This window comes from Bradyrhizobium erythrophlei, from assembly GCF_042430365.1.
Classification (GTDB): domain Bacteria; phylum Pseudomonadota; class Alphaproteobacteria; order Rhizobiales; family Xanthobacteraceae; genus Bradyrhizobium; species Bradyrhizobium erythrophlei.
Window position 1 is genome coordinate 86,751 of sequence record NZ_JBHMET010000267.1, and the last position, 17,361, is coordinate 104,111.

The 17,361-nt window shown below is 64.3% G+C and carries 14 protein-coding genes; 6 read left to right on the plus strand and 8 right to left on the minus strand.

Going from position 1 to position 17,361, the window contains the following annotated elements:
* The 5 genes from ACFFWD_RS40670 to hutI all read right to left on the minus strand — a co-directional run.
* On the minus strand, window positions 1–487 hold a 487-nt coding region (locus tag ACFFWD_RS40670; RefSeq protein WP_376975023.1), incomplete at its 3' end, for a porin.
* A 687-nt stretch (window positions 488–1,174) separates the two neighbouring features.
* Entirely contained in the window at window positions 1,175–2,458 is a 1,284-nt protein-coding gene (locus ACFFWD_RS40675) for a cystathionine gamma-synthase family protein (RefSeq protein WP_376975024.1), read from the minus strand.
* A gap of 63 nt (window positions 2,459–2,521) precedes the next feature.
* On the minus strand, window positions 2,522–4,192 hold the full coding sequence (gene hutU, locus ACFFWD_RS40680) for a urocanate hydratase (RefSeq protein ID WP_376975025.1): 1,671 nt from the start codon (window positions 4,190–4,192) through the stop codon (window positions 2,522–2,524).
* Between the two features lie 10 nt (window positions 4,193–4,202).
* Entirely contained in the window at window positions 4,203–5,753 is a 1,551-nt protein-coding gene (gene hutH, locus ACFFWD_RS40685; protein ID WP_376975026.1) for a histidine ammonia-lyase, read from the minus strand.
* Window positions 5,750–6,964 carry an imidazolonepropionase gene (gene hutI, locus ACFFWD_RS40690; protein WP_376975027.1) on the minus strand — a complete coding sequence of 405 codons (1,215 nt, stop codon included), beginning with the start codon at window positions 6,962–6,964 and terminating at the stop codon, window positions 5,750–5,752. The genes hutH and hutI overlap by 4 nt, the downstream gene beginning before the upstream one ends.
* Before the next feature lie 84 nt (window positions 6,965–7,048).
* Between hutI and ACFFWD_RS40695 the strand changes: the two genes are divergently transcribed.
* The 5 genes from ACFFWD_RS40695 (at window position 7,049) to ACFFWD_RS40715 (ending at window position 11,834) form a co-directional block, all read left to right on the plus strand.
* Window positions 7,049–8,407 carry a formimidoylglutamate deiminase gene (locus tag ACFFWD_RS40695; RefSeq protein WP_376975028.1) on the plus strand — a complete coding sequence of 453 codons (1,359 nt, stop codon included), beginning with the start codon at window positions 7,049–7,051 and terminating at the stop codon, window positions 8,405–8,407.
* A complete protein-coding gene (gene hutC / locus ACFFWD_RS40700; protein WP_376975029.1) occupies window positions 8,404–9,147 on the plus strand; it encodes a histidine utilization transcriptional repressor HutC in 744 nt (247 codons plus the stop codon). The genes ACFFWD_RS40695 and hutC overlap by 4 nt, the downstream gene beginning before the upstream one ends.
* 108 nt (window positions 9,148–9,255) lie before the next feature.
* Entirely contained in the window at window positions 9,256–10,200 is a 945-nt protein-coding gene (locus ACFFWD_RS40705) for an ABC transporter substrate-binding protein (protein WP_376975030.1), read from the plus strand.
* 78 nt (window positions 10,201–10,278) lie between these two features.
* Entirely contained in the window at window positions 10,279–11,052 is a 774-nt protein-coding gene (locus tag ACFFWD_RS40710) for an ABC transporter permease (RefSeq protein ID WP_376975037.1), read from the plus strand.
* Window positions 11,049–11,834, plus strand: coding sequence for an ABC transporter ATP-binding protein (locus ACFFWD_RS40715; RefSeq protein WP_376975031.1), 786 nt, complete (start codon window positions 11,049–11,051; stop codon window positions 11,832–11,834). The genes ACFFWD_RS40710 and ACFFWD_RS40715 overlap by 4 nt, the downstream gene beginning before the upstream one ends.
* Window positions 11,835–12,517: 683 nt before the next feature.
* On the opposite strand, the gene ACFFWD_RS40720 is transcribed toward ACFFWD_RS40715, so the two are convergent.
* A complete protein-coding gene (locus ACFFWD_RS40720; protein WP_376975032.1) occupies window positions 12,518–12,700 on the minus strand; it encodes a hypothetical protein in 183 nt (60 codons plus the stop codon).
* A gap of 207 nt (window positions 12,701–12,907) precedes the next feature.
* On the opposite strand from ACFFWD_RS40720, the gene ACFFWD_RS40725 reads away from it, so the two are divergent.
* A complete protein-coding gene (locus ACFFWD_RS40725) occupies window positions 12,908–15,244 on the plus strand; it encodes a polysaccharide biosynthesis tyrosine autokinase (RefSeq protein WP_376975033.1) in 2,337 nt (778 codons plus the stop codon).
* Between the two features lie 18 nt (window positions 15,245–15,262).
* Here the strand turns inward: ACFFWD_RS40725 and ACFFWD_RS40730 are convergent, their stop codons facing one another.
* Together ACFFWD_RS40730 and ACFFWD_RS40735 are read right to left on the minus strand one after the other, a co-directional pair.
* Window positions 15,263–15,631: a helix-turn-helix domain-containing protein gene (locus tag ACFFWD_RS40730; RefSeq protein ID WP_376975034.1), complete on the minus strand. Its 369-nt coding sequence runs from the start codon at window positions 15,629–15,631 to the stop codon at window positions 15,263–15,265.
* A gap of 256 nt (window positions 15,632–15,887) precedes the next feature.
* Window positions 15,888–17,318 carry an undecaprenyl-phosphate glucose phosphotransferase gene (locus ACFFWD_RS40735; protein ID WP_376975035.1) on the minus strand — a complete coding sequence of 477 codons (1,431 nt, stop codon included), beginning with the start codon at window positions 17,316–17,318 and terminating at the stop codon, window positions 15,888–15,890.
* Between the last annotated feature and the right edge of the window lie 43 nt (window positions 17,319–17,361).

A 17,361-nucleotide genomic window follows, 5' to 3' on the forward strand; every position in this document is an offset into this window, starting at 1 on the left:
TGAAGGCGTAGTAGACGCCGACCGTACCGCCAGCGACAGCACCCGAGCTGGCGTTGTTCGGAAAACCACCCTCATAAACGGTGCCGCCAAGGCCGTTGCCTGCGTAGGTGCCCGACGTCCAGCTGAACGTCGCATCGAAGAACGTGCGGAGCACGCCGTACTCGGTCGCGGTGCGGGTGTCGATGTTCAGGTCTTCGCGGGAACGCCAGGTGTAGCCGTTCGTGAAGCGGTTCTGCGCGCCGCCGGCGCCGTTGAAGTTGCCGGTGGCGTCCGCGTTAGTGTTCGCGAGAACGTCCACGCGCAGGTAACCACCCAGCTTGATACAGGTGTCGGTGCCCGGGATGTAGTAGAATCCGGGACCATACAGGGAGCAAACCTTCACGTACTCGACCGCTTTGGCCTTGACGGGAAGATCGGCCGCCTGAGCTCCGCCGACTGCGACGAGAGCCGCCGCCGAGCCGAGGATAAGGCTCTTAACCATCTTCATGTTAAACCTCCAAGTTGCTCTATCTCAGGGAAGGTTCCGGATCCGCCGGGTGAAGCACCCTCAGGTTGGTTCCCTTGTCCCTTAAAACCCGCTTAGTCGCTTCGCGCCTTCGGACACACCCGCATGAACGCGAGGGACTTAAGCGAACCACCTAGAACGGGACGACCTTGGGATGCCCCCCTCCGTCGCAGTTCCATAAGAGACAGAAGGCCCCCGATCACGCAACAAAAGACAGCTTCGTTTCGGGTCAGTTGCGGCTCTTTTCAGGCAATTGTTGCACAAATATCACGGGCATGTGAGCCGCGATCGTCGCCTAAGACATTGATTATAAATGAAAATAATTAAGGCGACAGCAGGCGGCTGGAAATTGGGCAACATCCGGCGGAACGCTGTGTAGAACTCCGTAGTCCCCGCAAAGCCCCGGAATCACCCAATCGGTCCATTTGCTGATTCCGACTTTCGGGCCGGAGGTTTGCGGCCAGGAAGCCGCCGTTTCAGGAGGTAATCCAAGCCCTTTTGCCCGCGGCTCGACGCTCCAGGTCGTGAGCGCCAACAGCACAGCCCGCCGCGCGAGCACGATTACCTCGCTACCAATACCGCGCGTTTCGACCGCAGCGTCGGCGCGGCCTCGCCCACCACGCCGCGGTATCGTGGTGGTCGCCTCCACTGCGTGCGGACGGACTACGGCTACGCCTGGTTCAGCGCCTGCGCGATGTCAGCGACGAGATCGGACGGATGCTCGATGCCGATCGACAATCGGATCGTGGAGTCGAGAACACCGATCTTCTGACGGATGTCGGCCGGAACGCCGGAGTGGGTCATGGTCGCCGGCAGGCTGGCAAGCGACTCGGTGCCGCCGAGGCTCACTGCCAGCTTGAAGATCTGCAGCGCGTTCAGAAACCGCGACGCTGCAGCCTCGCCGCCTGCGATATCGAACGAGAACGTCGAGCCGGCACCGCCACATTGCCGCGCGAACACGCTGCCGGCTGGCGAGCTCGCGTCGAGCTGACCGAGATAATGCACCTTCACCACCTTGGGATGGTCGCGCAGGTAGTCAGCTACGAGCTGCGCGTTGGTATTGGCCTTTTCCATGCGCAGGCTCAGTGTTTCCAGCGACCGGCTGATCATCCAGCAGGAATGCGGGTCGAGTTGGGTACCGATCGCGCCGCGCAACGCCTTGATGTTCTTCATCAGCGCTTTCGAGCCGAGCGCCGCGCCGCCGATCAGGTCGGAATGACCGCCGACATATTTGGTCAGCGAGTAGAGTGAGAGATCGGCGCCATGCTCGATCGGCCGCTGGAACACCGGCCCGAGCAGCGTGTTGTCGCACGCGACGATCGGCCTGTGCCCCTGGGCCTTGCCGATCATCTCGGCGATGCGGCGGACCATCGCGATGTCGACCAGGCTGTTGGTAGGGTTTGCCGGAGTCTCGATGAAGATCATCGACACCCGGCCCTTGCGCATGGCGTCGTCCGCCGCCTGCCTGACGGCGACCTCGTCGATACCATCGGCAAAGCCGACCGCGCCGATCGAGATGCCCGCGAGCGTCTTGGCAAGCAGCGTTTCCGTTCCGCCATAGAGCGGCTGCGAGTGCAGGATCACATCGCCCGGCCGCGCAAAGGCCAGGATCGAGGTCGCGATCGCCGACATGCCGGACGAGAACAGCGCGCACGTCTCGGTGCGCTCGTAAATCGCCAGCCGGTCCTCGACGATCTCGCTGTTGGGATGATTGAAGCGCGAGTAGACGAGACCCGCGCCCATCCCCTCGGGCGGCTCGCGCCGGCCCGCAACGAAATCGAAGAAATCCTTGCCGTCGTCGGCCGTCCGGAAAACGAAGGTCGAGGTCAGGAAGACCGGTGGCTTGACGGCTCCTTCCGACAATTGCGGATCGTAGCCGTAGTTGAGCATCAACGTTTCGGGATGCAGCGCGTGGTTGCCGATATGGGTCTTCGACGGGAACGGTTTGACCATGGCTGCCTCGCTGTCTTGAGGGAACGCACGCCCACCACGCCTCCGCGCAGGTCCCGAGCTCCCCTATGACGCCAGACCGGGAAGATCGAGCCCGTTCGCCTTGGCGCAGGCGATTGCCTCATCATACCCCGCATCGGCGTGCCGCATCACCCCGGTTGCCGGATCATTCCACAGCACGCGTTCGAGTCGGCGCGCGGCATCTGGGGTTCCGTCGGCGACGATCACCATGCCGGCGTGCTGGGAATAACCGATGCCGACGCCGCCGCCATGATGCAGCGAGACCCAGGTGGCGCCGCTCGCGCAGTTGAGCAGCGCGTTCAGGAGCGGCCAATCGGATACCGCATCCGAACCGTCGCGCATCGCTTCGGTCTCGCGGTTGGGGCTGGCGACGGAACCGCTGTCGAGATGATCGCGGCCGATGACGATGGGCGCCTTCAGCTCACCCTTTGCGACCATCTCATTGAATGCGAGGCCGAGCCGGTGGCGGTCGCCGAGTCCGACCCAGCAAATCCGCGCCGGCAATCCCTGGAACTTGATCCGCTCCTTGGCCATGTCGAGCCAGTTGTGCAGGTGCTTGTTGTCCGGCATCAGCTCCTTCACCTTGGCGTCGGTGCGGAAGATGTCCTCGGGATCGCCTGACAGCGCCGCCCAGCGGAACGGACCGATGCCGCGGCAGAACAGCGGACGAATATAGGCCGGGACAAAGCCCGGGAAATCGAACGCGTTCTGCAATCCCATGTCCTGCGCCATCTGGCGGATGTTGTTGCCGTAGTCGAGCGTGGGAATGCCTTGCGCGTGGAAATCCAGCATGGCCCGGACGTGACCGACCATCGAGGTCTTGGCCGCCATCTCGACCGCCTTGGGATCGGCTGCGCGCTTTTGCTCCCATTCCCCGAGCGTCCAGCCCTTCGGCAGGTATCCGTTGATCGGATCATGCGCGCTGGTCTGGTCGGTCACGATATCGGGCCTGACGCCGCGCCGCACCAGCTCGGGGAAGATATCGGCCGCATTGCCGAGCAGGCCGACCGACACCGGCTTCTTGGTGCGCGTCGCTTCCGCCATCGTGGCGAGCGCCTCATCGAGCGAGCTCGCCTGCCGGTCGAGATAGCCGGTGCGCAGCCGCATCTCGATGCGGCTTGGCTGGCACTCGACCGCGAGCATCGAGGCGCCGGCCATCGTGGCGGCAAGCGGCTGCGCGCCGCCCATGCCGCCGAGGCCCGCCGTCAATATCCACTTGCCCGCGAGATCGCCGCCGTAGTGGCGCCGGCCGACCTCGACGAAGGTTTCGTAGGTACCCTGCACGATGCCCTGGCTGCCGATATAGATCCACGATCCCGCCGTCATCTGCCCGAACATCATCAGCCCGGCCTTGTCGAGCGCGTTGAAGTGATCAAGCGTCGCCCAGTGCGGCACGATGTTGGAGTTCGCGATCAACACGCGCGGGGCATCGGTATGGGTCCGGAAGATTCCGACCGGCTTGCCCGACTGCACGACCAGGGTCTGGTCGGCGTCGAGCTTGCGCAGCGCGGCCACGATCTGGTCGAAGCTGCCCCAGTCGCGCGCGGCGCGGCCGATGCCGCCATAGACAATAAGCTCGCTCGGCCGTTCGGCGACCTCCGGATCGAGATTGTTCATGAGCATCCGCAGCGGCGCTTCCGTCAGCCAGCTCTTGGCGGTGATCTCGGATCCCCGGGGGGCACGGATCGTACGATCATTGTCCAGTCGGCTAGTCATGCGAGACCTTTCAAGCAAGCTTCGGAAACGGGTTCTGTTCGAGCATCGACATCGCGGCGGCCGGCAACACGCCGGCCTCGACCAGCGCCTTTGCCCTGGCGATGTCGTCGGCCATGTATCGATCGGAGCCGAGCGCCGGCACCTCTTCGCGCAGGGCGGCGATCACAGCCGCAAGCGGCGCGCTGGTCGAATGCGGCTGGCGCAGCGTAATGCCTTGCGCGGCAACCAGGAGTTCGATGCCGAGGATGACGGCAAGATTGTCCGCCATGTCGAACAGGCGCCGCGCGGCATGCGCGGCCATCGACACGTGATCTTCCTGGTTGGCGCTGGTCGGCGTCGAATCGATCGAGCACGGCGCGGCGCGCTGCTTGTTCTCGGCAAACAGGGCGGCGGCCGTCACCTCGGCGATCATGAAGCCGGAGTTGATGCCTGGTTCGGGCGTCAGGAACGGCGGCAGTCCGAAATTGAGCGCAGGATCGACCAACGTCGCGATGCGCCGCTCGCTGATGGCGCCGATCTCCGACAGCGCGAGCGCGATCTGGTCGGCGGCAAACGCGACGGGCTCAGCGTGGAAATTTCCGCCGGAGACGATCTCGCCGGTCTCGACCAGCACCAGCGGATTGTCGGTCACGGCGTTGACCTCGAGCGTCAGCGTGCGCGCCGCCTGCGCCAGCAGATCCAGCGCCGCACCGGCCACCTGCGGCTGGCAACGCAGGCAGTAGGGATCCTGCACGCGCTCGTCGCCTTCAAGATGCGACATCCGGATATCGCTTCCCGCCAGCAAGGTGGTCAGTGCAGCACCAGCTGCGATCTGCCCGCCATGTCCGCGTAGCTCCTGGATCTCGGAGCGGAAGGGCGCCGTCGATGCCATGGCCGCATCGACCGACAAGGCTCCCGTCACCAGCGTGGCGCAGGCCAAACGATGGGCGCGCAGCAGACCGGCAACGGCATAGGCGGTCGAGAACTGCGTGCCGTTGATCAGGGCGAGACCTTCCTTGGGTCCGAGCGTCAACGGCACGAGATGCGCCGCCGCCAGCGCCTCGCCACCCGGCACGACCTGGCCGTCGACGAACGCCTGCCCCTCGCCGATCATCACCGCAGTCATATGCGCGAGCGGCGCGAGATCGCCCGATGCGCCGACCGAGCCTTGCTGCGGCACCAGCGGGTAGACGCCGCGCGCCAGCATCGCCTGCAGTTGCCCGATGACCTCACGACGAACGCCAGAGGCACCGCGGCCGAGCGAGACGATCTTGAGCGCCATCATCAGGCGCACGACCGGTTCGGGCGCGGGCGATCCTACGCCGCAGCAATGAGACACGATGAGGTTGCGCTGGAGCAGCGCCGTCTGTTCGGGCGCGATGCGCCGCGACGCCAGCTTTCCGAACCCGGTGTTGATGCCATAAACCGGGGCATCGGCGCTCGCAGCCGCCGCGACGATCGCAGAGGCCGCCTCGACGCGGGGCCAGAACGACGGATCAAGCACCACGGCTGCGCCGTCGAGCACCTGCGCGAGATCGTCGAGGCTGACACGTCCGGGTGAAACGAGAATGTCCCGGCTCATCGGCCTCTCCACACCCTGCTGTGCAAGGGGTTGAATCCGATCCGGTAGACGAGCTCGGCCGGCCGATCGATGTCCCAGATCGCAAGGTCGCACCATTTGCCGGCTTCGAGTGTCCCGACCTCGTCGAGGAGATCGAGCGCACGCGCGCCTTCCCGCGTCACGCCGGCGAGGCATTCGGCAACCGTCATCCGGAACAGCGTCGCGCCCATATTCATGACGAGCAGCGGCGACGTCAGCGGCGAGCTACCGGGATTGCAGTCAGTCGCGAGCGCCATGTGGACGCCGTGGGCGCGGAACAGCTCGATCGGAGGCTTGGCGGTTTCGCGAATGAAGTAGAACGCTCCGGGCAGCAGAACGGCGACCGTCCCTGCCTGCGCCATGGCGGTGACGCCGGCAAGATCGGTGTGTTCGAGATGATCGGCCGACAGCGCGGAGAATTTCGCGGCCAGCGCCGCGCCGCCGAGATTTGAGAGCTGATCGGCGTGCAGCTTGACCGGCAAGCCGACCGCTTTTGCCGCATGGAACACCTTCGCGGTCTGCTGTTCGGAGAACGCGATGCCTTCCATGAAGGCGTCGACGGCATCGGCCAGTCCCGCGTCCGCCACCGCCGGCAGCATTTCGCGGCAAACCAGATCGATGTAGCGGTCCTTGTCGCCATTGGCTTCCGGCGGCAGCGCGTGCGCGCCGAGAAACGTCGTCCGGATCGTGACCGGCCGCTCGCGGCCCAGCGCACGCGCGGCGGAGAGCTGCCGCATCTCGGTTGCCGTGTTGAGGCCATAGCCCGACTTGATCTCGAGCGTGGTCACGCCTTCGCGGATCAACGCGTCCAGCCGGGGCAGCGCGCCGGCAACCAGCTCGGCTTCGCTGGCGGCACGCGTCGCGGCGACGGTCGAGACGATGCCGCCGCCGGCGCGCGCTATCTCCTCATAGCTTGCGCCCTGCAGCCTGAGCTCGAACTCGTGCGCGCGATTGCCGCCGAACACCAGATGGGTGTGACAGTCGATCAGCCCGGGCGTGATCCAGCGCCCGGCGCAATCGATCCGCTCGACCGCATCGGCCCCGAATGGAAGGTCGGATTGCACCCCGGCGAAGACGATGCGGCCGTCGCGCGCCGCGATCGCGCCGCGCTCGATGATTCCGAGATCGGGCTGATCTCCCCGCAGCGTAGCGAGCCGAGCATTGAGCCAGACACGATCAAAGCGTTCGGCCATGTGGCATCTCCTCGACAGAAGCTTGACGCCCCGATATGTCTATACATATGATCACGCCATTCTGTCCAGCCGGTTTGAGAAAACATGTCGACTCTGCATTTCGGGTCCGCACTGCTTCCCTCGGGTTGGGCGGAGGACGTGCAGGTGACGGTGACCGATGGCGTCATCACGACGGTAGCGGCCGGCGTCGCACCGAGCGCCGGTGACGAGCGCCACGCGCTCGCGGTTCCGGGAATCGCAAGCCTGCACAGCCACGCGTTCCAGCGCGGCATGGCGGGGCTCGCCGAGACGCGCGGCGATTCCACCGATACGTTCTGGACCTGGCGCGAGACGATGTATCGCTTCGCGCTGGGGATGACGCCCGAAGACATCGAGGCGGTCGCCACGCTGCTCTATGTCGAGATGCTCGAGCGCGGTTTCACGCGCATCGGGGAATTCCACTATTTGCATCATGATCGCAACGGCGCGCCCTACGCCAACATCGCGGAGACGGCAACGCGCATTGCGCACGCCTGCGAGGTCACTGGCATCGGACTCACGCTGCTGCCGAGTTTCTATGCGCACGGCTCCTTTGGCGGCGTGGCACCGCACGCGGGCCAGCGCCGCTTCATCTGCTCCGTCGATCAGTTTGCCGCGCTGATGGATGCCAGCCGCGCGGCGGTCCGCGCGCTGCCCGGCGCCAATGTCGGCATCGCCCCGCACAGCCTGCGCGCCGTGACGCCGGACGAACTTGCGGCGATCCTGCCGCTCGCCGAGGGCGGTCCGGTGCATATCCACGCCGCCGAGCAGGTCAAGGAAGTCGAGGAATGCCTCGCATGGTCGGACCGCCGGCCGGTCGCCTGGCTGCTCGAACATGCCCCCGTCGACCGGCACTGGTGCCTCATCCACGCCACCCACATGACCGCGACGGAGACCACCGCGCTTGCCGGCAGCGGCTCTGTCGCCGGGCTGTGCCCGATCACCGAGGCAAGCCTCGGCGACGGCATCTTCCCGACCCGCGAATTCCTGGCCGCCGGCGGCCGGTTTGGCATCGGCACCGATTCCAACGTGCTGGTCGGCGTGAGCGACGAGCTGCGCCAGCTCGAATACGGCCAGCGGCTGAAGCAGCTCGAGCGCAACGTGCTGTCCGACAGACCGGGCGCCTCCACCGGCCGCGTCCTGTTCGACACTGCGCTCGCCGGCGGCGCGCAGGCGCTCGCGCAACCGGCCACAGGCCTGACGGCGGGCGCGCGCGCCGACATCGTGACCCTCGACATGGCCCACCCTTCGCTCGCCGGACGGGGCGGCGACGCCGTCATCGACGGCTGGATCTTTGCCAGCGGCGCGGACGCAGTCGATTGCGTCTGGGCCGGCGGAAACAAGGTGGTCGAGGGCGGTCATCACCGGCTCCGCGGTGCAGCGCGCGCGGCGTTCAACGCCGCGGTGCGGAGGCTCCTCGCATGAGCCTCGCCAGGAAACGCGACACGTCGCCGCCGGCCGACAAGCCGACGCTGTACAAGCAGATCCGGCTCGACATCGAGCGCCGGATCCTGGCCGGCGAGTGGCCGCCCGGTCACCGCATCCCGTTCGAGCACGAATTGATGGCGCGCTATGGCTGTTCGCGCATGACGGTGAGCAAAGCGCTGTCGGAGCTCGCGCAGGCCGACCTGATCGAGCGCCGGCGGCGGGCCGGCACCTTCGTACGCCGTCCGAAATTTCTTTCGGCGGTCCTCAAGATCCCCGACATCCGCGCCGAGATCGGCTCTCTTGGCCGCAGCTATGGCTATGAGTTGATCCAATGCCAGCGCCGCGCCGCGAATGCCGCCGACCGCGCCCGCCTTGGCGCGCGCAAGACCGGCAAGGTGGTCGCGATCCGCTGCCGCCACAGTGCCGACGACGTGCCTTTCGCCATCGAAGACAGGCTGATCGATCTCGACGCCGTGCCCGAAGCCGCCACGGCGGATTTCGCGATCGAGCCGCCAGGATCGTGGCTGCTTCATCATGTGCCGTGGACCGAAGCCGAACATTCGATCAGCGCGATCGTCGCCGATGACGCGACCGCGGACGCGCTCGATATCGACGCCGGTGCGCCCTGCCTGGTGATCGAACGCCACACGTGGCGCATCGGGCAGCCGCTGACGGCGGTGCGGCTCGTTTATCCCGGTGAGTCCCACAAGCTGGTTGCGCGCTTCAATGGCGGCTAGCGACGGATCGACCCAGGTGAGATTTGGCACGGCCTGTGCAACAATCTTGCCCACGCGCCCATGGAAGAGGAACAGGACACAACGATGATTCAGCAGAGGGATAAGATCATGCGTAGCTTTGGGATATTTGCAGCGACGGCGGCGCTCCTGGTGGCCGCTCCGGCGGTCGCCGACGACGTGAAGGTCGCGATCGGGATCTCGGGATGGACCGGCTTTGCGCCGCTTACGCTGGCCAACCAGGCCGGCATCTTCAAGAAGAATGGCCTCGACGTCACCATCAAGAAGATTCCGCAAAAGGACCGGCATCTGGCCGTCGCGTCGGGCGATATCCAGTGCGCGGCAACCACGGTCGAAACCTGGATTTCCTGGAACGCCAACGGCGTCGCCACCAAGCAGATCTTCCAGCTCGACAAGAGCTACGGCGCCGACGGCATGGCAGTCCGCAACGATGTCGCCGCAATCAAGGATCTGAAGGGCAAGACGGTCGCGGCCTCCGCGCCCGGCACCTCGCCCTATTTCGCGCTGGCCTGGATGCTCAAGAAGAACGGCCTGTCCGTCAAGGACGTGACGGTGGTAAACCTCGAGCCGGCCGCAGCCGCGCAGGCCTTCGTGTCGGGCCAGAACGATGCCGCCATGACCTACGAGCCTTATCTGTCGACGGTGCGCACCGCGCCCGACAAGGGCAAGATCATCGCCACCACGCTCGACTATCCGATGGTGATGGACACGTTCGGCTGCACGCCGAAATTCCTGAGCGAGAATCCGAAAGCCGCCAAGGCGCTGGCCGACAGCTATTTCGAGGCGGTCGACATGATCGCAAAGGATCAGGCCAAGTCCTATGAGATCATGGGCGCCGACGTGAAGCAGTCCGGCGAGCAGTTCGGCAACTCGGCGAAATATCTCCGTTGGCAGGACAAGGCCGCGAACCAGAAGTTCTTCGCGGGCGAATTCCAGGCCTTCAACAAGGAAGCCGCCGACCTCCTGCTCGAGATTGGTATCATCAAGTCGGCGCCGAAGGTCGACGATCTGTTCGACCCGAGCTTCATCAAGTAGACCGCATCGACATCGCGCGTCCCGCTTTCGCGTCGGAAGCGGGGCGCGCGACCACGCGCTGAAGGATATTGGCTTGTGATACGTCCCCTCGAACCCGTGACCTCGAAGCAACGCGCCGCCTACGGCCTTGCGTTCTTCGTGCTGTTCGTTGCCGTGTGGGCGTGGGCAACGTTTGGCGGCTACGTCTCTAAGACGTTTCTCGCCAACCCTGTGACCATGCTGCATGAGGGCTGGGAGCTGCTGGTCCAGCACGGCTTCCTGTTCGACATCGGCATGACGATCTGGCGCGTCGTCGGCGGCTTCGTGCTTGCGGCCATCATCGCGGTGCCGCTCGGCGTGCTGATGGGCGCCTACAAGCCGATCGAGGCGTTTCTCGAACCGTTCGTTTCGTTTGCGCGCTATCTGCCGGCCTCCGCCTTCATTCCGCTGCTGATCCTGTGGGCCGGCATCGGCGAGCTGCAGAAGCTCCTCGTCATCTTCATCGGCTCGGTGTTCCAGGTCATCCTGATGGTGGCGGTGACCGTCGGAAACACCCGGCGCGACCTCGTCGAGGCCGCGTACACGCTCGGCGCCAAGGATAGCGGCATCATCGGCCGCGTGCTGCTGCCGTCATCCGCGCCCGATATCGCGGAGATCTTGCGGCTCGTGCTTGGCTGGGCATGGACATATGTCATCGTCGCCGAGTTGATCGGCTCATCGTCCGGCATCGGCCACATGATCACCGACAGCCAGGCCCTGCTCAACACCGGGCAGATCATCTTCGGCATCATCGTGATCGGGCTGATCGGCCTGATCTCCGACTTCCTGTTCAAGGCCTTCAACGCCTGGCTGTTTCCGTGGAAGCTCGCATGACCGCGCTCAAGATCGAACGGGTCTCCCGCACCTTCCCGGCCCGCGCGGGCCATGCGCCGACACTCGCGCTCGAGCCGATCGACCTTGTGGTCGGCAACAACGACTTCGTCACGTTGCTCGGACCGTCGGGCTGCGGAAAGTCGACCTTGCTGCGCATCGTCGCCGGCCTCGACCGGCCGACCACCGGCCGCGTCACGCTCGACGGACGCGAGGTGACCGGACCGGGCGCCGATCGCGGCATGGTGTTTCAATCGTACACGCTGTTCCCGTGGCTCACCGTACGCGAGAACATCGCCTTCGGCCTGCGCGAGCGCGGGGTGGGGGAAGCCGAGCGCAACAAGATCGCCGACGGCTTCATCCAGCGGGTCGGCCTGTCCGGATTCGAGAACCACTGGCCGAAGCAGCTCTCTGGCGGTATGCAGCAGCGCACCGCGATCGCGCGTGCGCTCGCCAACGATCCGAAGATCCTGCTGCTCGACGAGCCGTTCGGCGCGCTGGACAACCAGACCCGCGTGTTGATGCAGGAGATGCTACTCGGCATCTGGGAGCGCGACCAGAAGACCGTGCTGTTCGTCACCCACGACATCGAGGAAGCGATCTTCCTCGGCAGCCGCGTCATCGTGATGAGCGCGCGTCCCGGCCGCATCAAGGCGGAGATCGCGATCGACCTGCCGCATCCGCGATCCTACAAGATCAAGACCGCGCCCGAATTCGTCGCGCTGAAGGAGCGGCTCGTCGAGGAGATCCGCGCCGAGGCGCTGAAGGTTGAGGTCGATGCGTGAGCGCGCATCGCGCGATCGCGATGCCGTCAAGGTTAACGAGTGGACCGCCGAAGCCCTTTGCAATCCCCCGGCGGTCCGTACCGTGCATTGAAATGGTGGTCGCTGTTGGAGTGTTCTTGCCCGACCCTCCTGCGCGGCAATGCGGGCATAGATAATTTGCGTGACAAGCGCGTGTCTGTTCACTTTTGAACGCTGAATGTGCGTCGCGTTTTCGTCAGGCGAAAAACTGCGTGCGCACGCAAATAGTCTATAACATACGCGGTATTCTACCGGATATATCTGCAGACAGAGACGGCGTAAGCTCGTTGCATTCATCTAGTAATACTTGCGTTCGCCCGGCAGACAGCAATGTCTGCCGGGCTTTCACGTTGTGGGTTTGATCGCGACGTCTGCGGGCCTGGAATGCACTTGCGGATACGGGATGACCGAGCTGCATCGTTGGAGCGACGCACGTCGACAGTCACGCGACGTGCTCGCGCGTTGCGAACCCGCCCCCTCGGATTCCGCCATCGACAGGCGCAACAAGGAGATTGCCGCACTCGGCGCAGTTAAATCTGCCGGAGCAGATTTTGACACTTGGTTCGCGCGTTGCCTCAGAGAGCGTCCCGCAATGAGGACACTTGAAATACCGGATGATCCTGCGGCGAGCGACGCCCATCAAAGGATCCCTTGGTGCGATGGTGTCAAGCGGCCTGCAGCGCACCCCAGATAGTGACTTCGCCAACTTCGTACTCTAGCGCCAGCTCGGCCATGGTCTCGCCGGCCACGTACCGCTTGGCGATCTTGCGGCGCTGAGAACCTGCGGCACGGCGATCGGCATTCAATATGTTAATCAATGATAGCTGAGCTGCATCCGATTGTTGCAATTATGTATTATTTGTTCGTTAGAGATAACGCGATGAGCGTGATGGACCCGGTCTGAGGGCGCAAGCAGACGCCTCGTGTCGCGGTCCGCGCCTTTTCCTCCCGAGCTGCCACCAGCACGACCAATTCACGCCTCGCCGTCCGCACGGCGGTCAACGAGATAAAGTCACATGTGCCTGCCGAGCCACATGCCGAGGATTTGATTGATCATGGATATGCTGCCGCGCCGAACGCGTATCGACTATGGCGCCGGACGGGAAGAGGCGACGACCTCGATGTCGGCCTTAATCGATCAGCTGACGGGGCTGGCCCGGCGGCAGTATTGGGTCTTTCTCATCGTGCCTGCCGTGGCAATCGCCATTGGCCTGCTCTATCTGCTGGCTACACCTTCGCAATATACCGCAACCGCCACGCTGCTCATTGACAGCAGCACGCTGCGGGTCCTGCAGAACCAGCTGCAGCCGCAAGGGGATATCCCGCTCGATACACTTCAGGTCGGATCGCAGGTTGAGATTCTCGCCTCACGAAAGCTAGGAGCAACGGTCGTCAAGGACCTCAACCTCGCCGACGATCCGGAGTTCGCCGGAACGGGCGGCTGGAGCCCGCTCTCGCGCCTCGCCCCAGGCTCCCCCGATGAACGTCAGCAGCGGGCGCTCGACGAGTTTCTCGCTCATCGCACCATCACGCGCGGCGAGAAGACCTATGCCTTGAACATCGCGTACACATCGCGCAGCCCCGTGACCGCGGCGAAGGTCGCCAACGCAATCGCCGAAGCCTATATCGACGATCAGCTCGGGGCCAAATACCAGACGATCACGCGCGCCGGCGCATGGCTGCAGGACCGGATCAACGAGCTGAAGTCGAAAGCAACCGCCGCCGATCGCTCGGTCCTGGAGTTCAAGGAGAAGAACAACATCGTCGATCTCGGCGGCGCCAGCACAACGGCCGGACCGGGCGCGGCGTCCCGGCTGATCGGCGAACAGCAGCTGTTCGAACTAAACAGCCAGCTCGCCACGGCACGCGGGGCAACCAGCGAAGCGAAAGCGCGTCTGGACCGGATCGAACAAGTGCGAAAGATGGACGTCAGCGAAGGCGCCGTCGCCGATACCCTTAAAAACGACGTGATTACCCGGCTTCGCAACCAGTTTCTCGATCTGTCCGCGCGCGAAGCGAACATCGCGGCACGATATGGCGCCGACCATGCGGCAGCGGTCAATCTCCGCGACCAGATGGCGGAAGTACGGCGAAATATCGGCGCGGAGCTCGGACGGATCGCTGGCAGCTACAGGAGCGACTATGAGATCGCCAAGACCCGCGAAGAGAATCTGGAGCGGTCGCTCGCCGGCCTTGTATCCGAGGGACAGCTCACCAATCGCGACCGGCTGGGACTTGCCGAACTCGAGAGTTCCGCCAAGGTCTATCGCACGCTCTACGACAGCTTCCTGCAGCGCTACATGGAGGCGATCCAGCAGCAATCGTTCCCGATCACCGACGCACGCGTGATCAGCCCCGCAGTTCCACCCGCGCGAAAAAGCAAACCGGTCGCATCATTCGTCCTCGCCATCGCGCTCACCATGGGGCTGATGGCGAGCTTTGGAATAGCGGCACTGCGCGAGGCGGTCGATGCCGTGTTCCGCACGGCGCGGCAGGCCGAACAGGAACTCGGCACTCGTTGTCTTTCCGTGATTCCGCTTGCAACCGGGCCAGCCATACCTGCGCCCTCGCTTCCGAGATCAAGAGCCGCCAAGCCCGCCGAACAGGCCAGGCTACCAGCCGCCGCGCCGCAGCAGCGTGGTGACCAAGTGCCGGCGGATGGATCGCGCTACACGTTCAGCGATCCACTAAAGCGGCGCGCCGTCGACGATCCAATCTCCGTGTTCACCGAGGCGTTTCGCGCGATCAAGGTCAGCGCCTGGCTGCAGGCTACGATCCGGGAGACCAAGGTGATCGGCATCACCTCGACCCTTGCCAACGAAGGAAAGTCGACCGTCGCCTCCAATCTCGCGGCGCTGATTGCCGACGCCGGCAGACGCGTGGTTCTGATCGACGCGGATCTTCGCAATCCGACCCTTGCCCGCTCGCTGACCCCGCGGCCGGCAACCGGATGGCTGGACGTCCTGAGCGGCAAGGTCGAGCTCGCGCAAGCCACGGGCCGCGAGCCCACGACGGGATTGGCGCTGCTTCCCCTGCTGCTGACCGAGGCCCCCGTCCATTCCGACGAGGTGCTGGCATCATCGGGATTTCGTGACCTTCTGGATCGGCTTCGTCGGACCTACGATTACGTTATTGTCGACCTGCCGCCGATCGCGCCGGTCGTCGACGTCCGGGCAATCGTTCCGGTGATCGATTCCTTCGTATTCGTGGTCGAATGGGGAAGTACGAGGATAAAGACGGTGCGGCGTCACCTGTTGGCAGAGCCGGAGCTTCATGATCGCCTGCTCGGCGTGGTCCTGAACAAAGCGGACCTGAGGATGCTCGAACGGTTCGAGCAGCCGGGCGTTTATCAGAATGGATACTATATGAATGGCGGGTATCGGGCGCCCTAGCCGGCCCGCGCCTCGCGCCTAGTCGTTGTCGGAACCCCGCAACCGCGGCTCTCGGCGTGCCCGCAGTTCCTCTTCATATTTCAGCTTTTCCAGCAGCATGTCAGTGACGAGGCGCCGCAACTGCGCGTTTTCAAGCTCCAGCCGCTTGATGGCGTCCTCGGAGCTCGCGTCAATTGTGGCTCGTGGCCGGGTTCCCGCCTCGCGGCGCCCGCTGTCCCCGGATGCCGCGGATGACTTGAGCATATTCTTCCAGCGATGGTAGGTCATGATGCTGACCCCCAGAGCTTTCGAAATTTCGCGCTGGGTCTTACCTTTGGCCGCGAGTTCATTGGCCTGCGCCAGCTTGGCCGAAATCTCCTCCGAGGCATGCCTCTTGCCAACCATCATGGTCCTCTCAGGCCCGAATTCCACCGGCCTGGATTTAGTAAGCTCGAATCGTGAGCCTTTTCAATAGGCCGCCCAGAACTCCTGTACCGTCGATTAGCCGCATGAGCAACCGGCACGCGGTACCCTCATGTTGCAGCGGGGCAACATCCAGCGAGGCTCAGCAGCGGCCGGCCAGATCGCAAGACGCGTCCAAAAATCTACCAATGTTAACCTTTGGGCGGCCGCAGTGAGACGCATTGCGTCCGCACGGCTCACTTCAATACGCGTTACGCGGTCGTATTAGCTCGCACGCCGTCTTGAGCATGATATGGAGATCGAGTATCAAACTCCAATTGTCTATATACCATAGATCAAGCGCAATTCTTCCCTTCATAAGCTCAAGTCGCGGCGTTCCGCCCCGATAGCCGTGAACTTGCGCCCAGCCCGTAATCCCCGGCTTTACATGATGGCGGAACGCGTAGTTCGCGATCATGCTGCCATATTCGTAATCGTGCACCAGGGCATGGGGGCGCGGACCGACCATCGACATATGGCCCTGCAGCACGTTGAGCAATTGCGGCAATTCGTCAATGCTGGTCTGGCGGAGCACGCGTCCGACGCGGGTGACGCGCGGGTCCTGCTTCGTCGCCTGCACCACCGTGCCACCGTCCTCCTGGACGCTCATGGTGCGCAGCTTGTAGATCACGAAGGACTTGCCGTTGAAGCCGTGGCGATGTTGCCGAAAGATCACCGGTCCCTTCGACTCGAGCTTGATCACAATCGCTGCGATAAGTAGTAGCGGCGTGAAGAGAACCAGCGAAGTCGCTGCCACGATCACGTCGAGCAGTCGCTTGACCATGCGATCGACGGCTGACAACGGCGCCGCCTGCACCTCGACCATATAGAGACGCTGCGACATGGACGCCTGACGACGCAGCACCGTCGACGCTGCACGGTCCGGCAACAGGCGAACCGGAAGCGGCATCACGCGCAACTGGTCGAGCAGCATCTCCATGTCCTGCGGATTGGACCAGGACAGCGCCAGGATGATCTCCTCTGCCGCGGCGTCCCGCACGCGCTTCATCAGTGTTTCGCCGAGCCGAAGCGGCGTTTGGGAGGACCAGCCTGCCGCCTCGCTGCGCGGCAGGGTGATGCGCTCCACCTCGTCCAGGCCAAATCTCACGAGCAGATCGCCTTTGGTCAGCTGCGCCAGTTCGCCCTGCGATCCGATCACGACCGCGCGTCGACCGCAGATCGTTCCGGCCAGCAGCGCGGAGCGAAGACAGCGTTTGCCAAACCGCCGCGACAGCACGAGGCCAGCGCCACCAAGAGCGAACAGGCATACAACCGAGCCGCGCGATGCATCGCCGCCGGACTTGAACAGAAACAGGACCACCGCGAGAACGAGAACCGCAAGGCACCAGCCGGCCCAGACCCGCCCTCCGTCCTGCTCGTCTTCAAGGAGCTGGTTCAGCCGATAGAGACCAAGGAAATGCGCCGCCAGGACATAGGCGAGGCTCGCGACCAGACCCAACCCTGCATAGAATCCGGCGTCGGCAAAGGTTCCGCCGAGCGCTCGCTGATAGATCATGCCACCGGCGGCGCCGGCCGCGACGATAATCAAACAGTCGACCAGCGCGAACAACGGCTCGATGACGCCGAATGGAATAGTGATGCGAACGCGCGGTCGGCTAGGCCGGATCGACATTCACCGGAGCCAGACCATGGCGGCGGCGAGGTGGACGAATCCG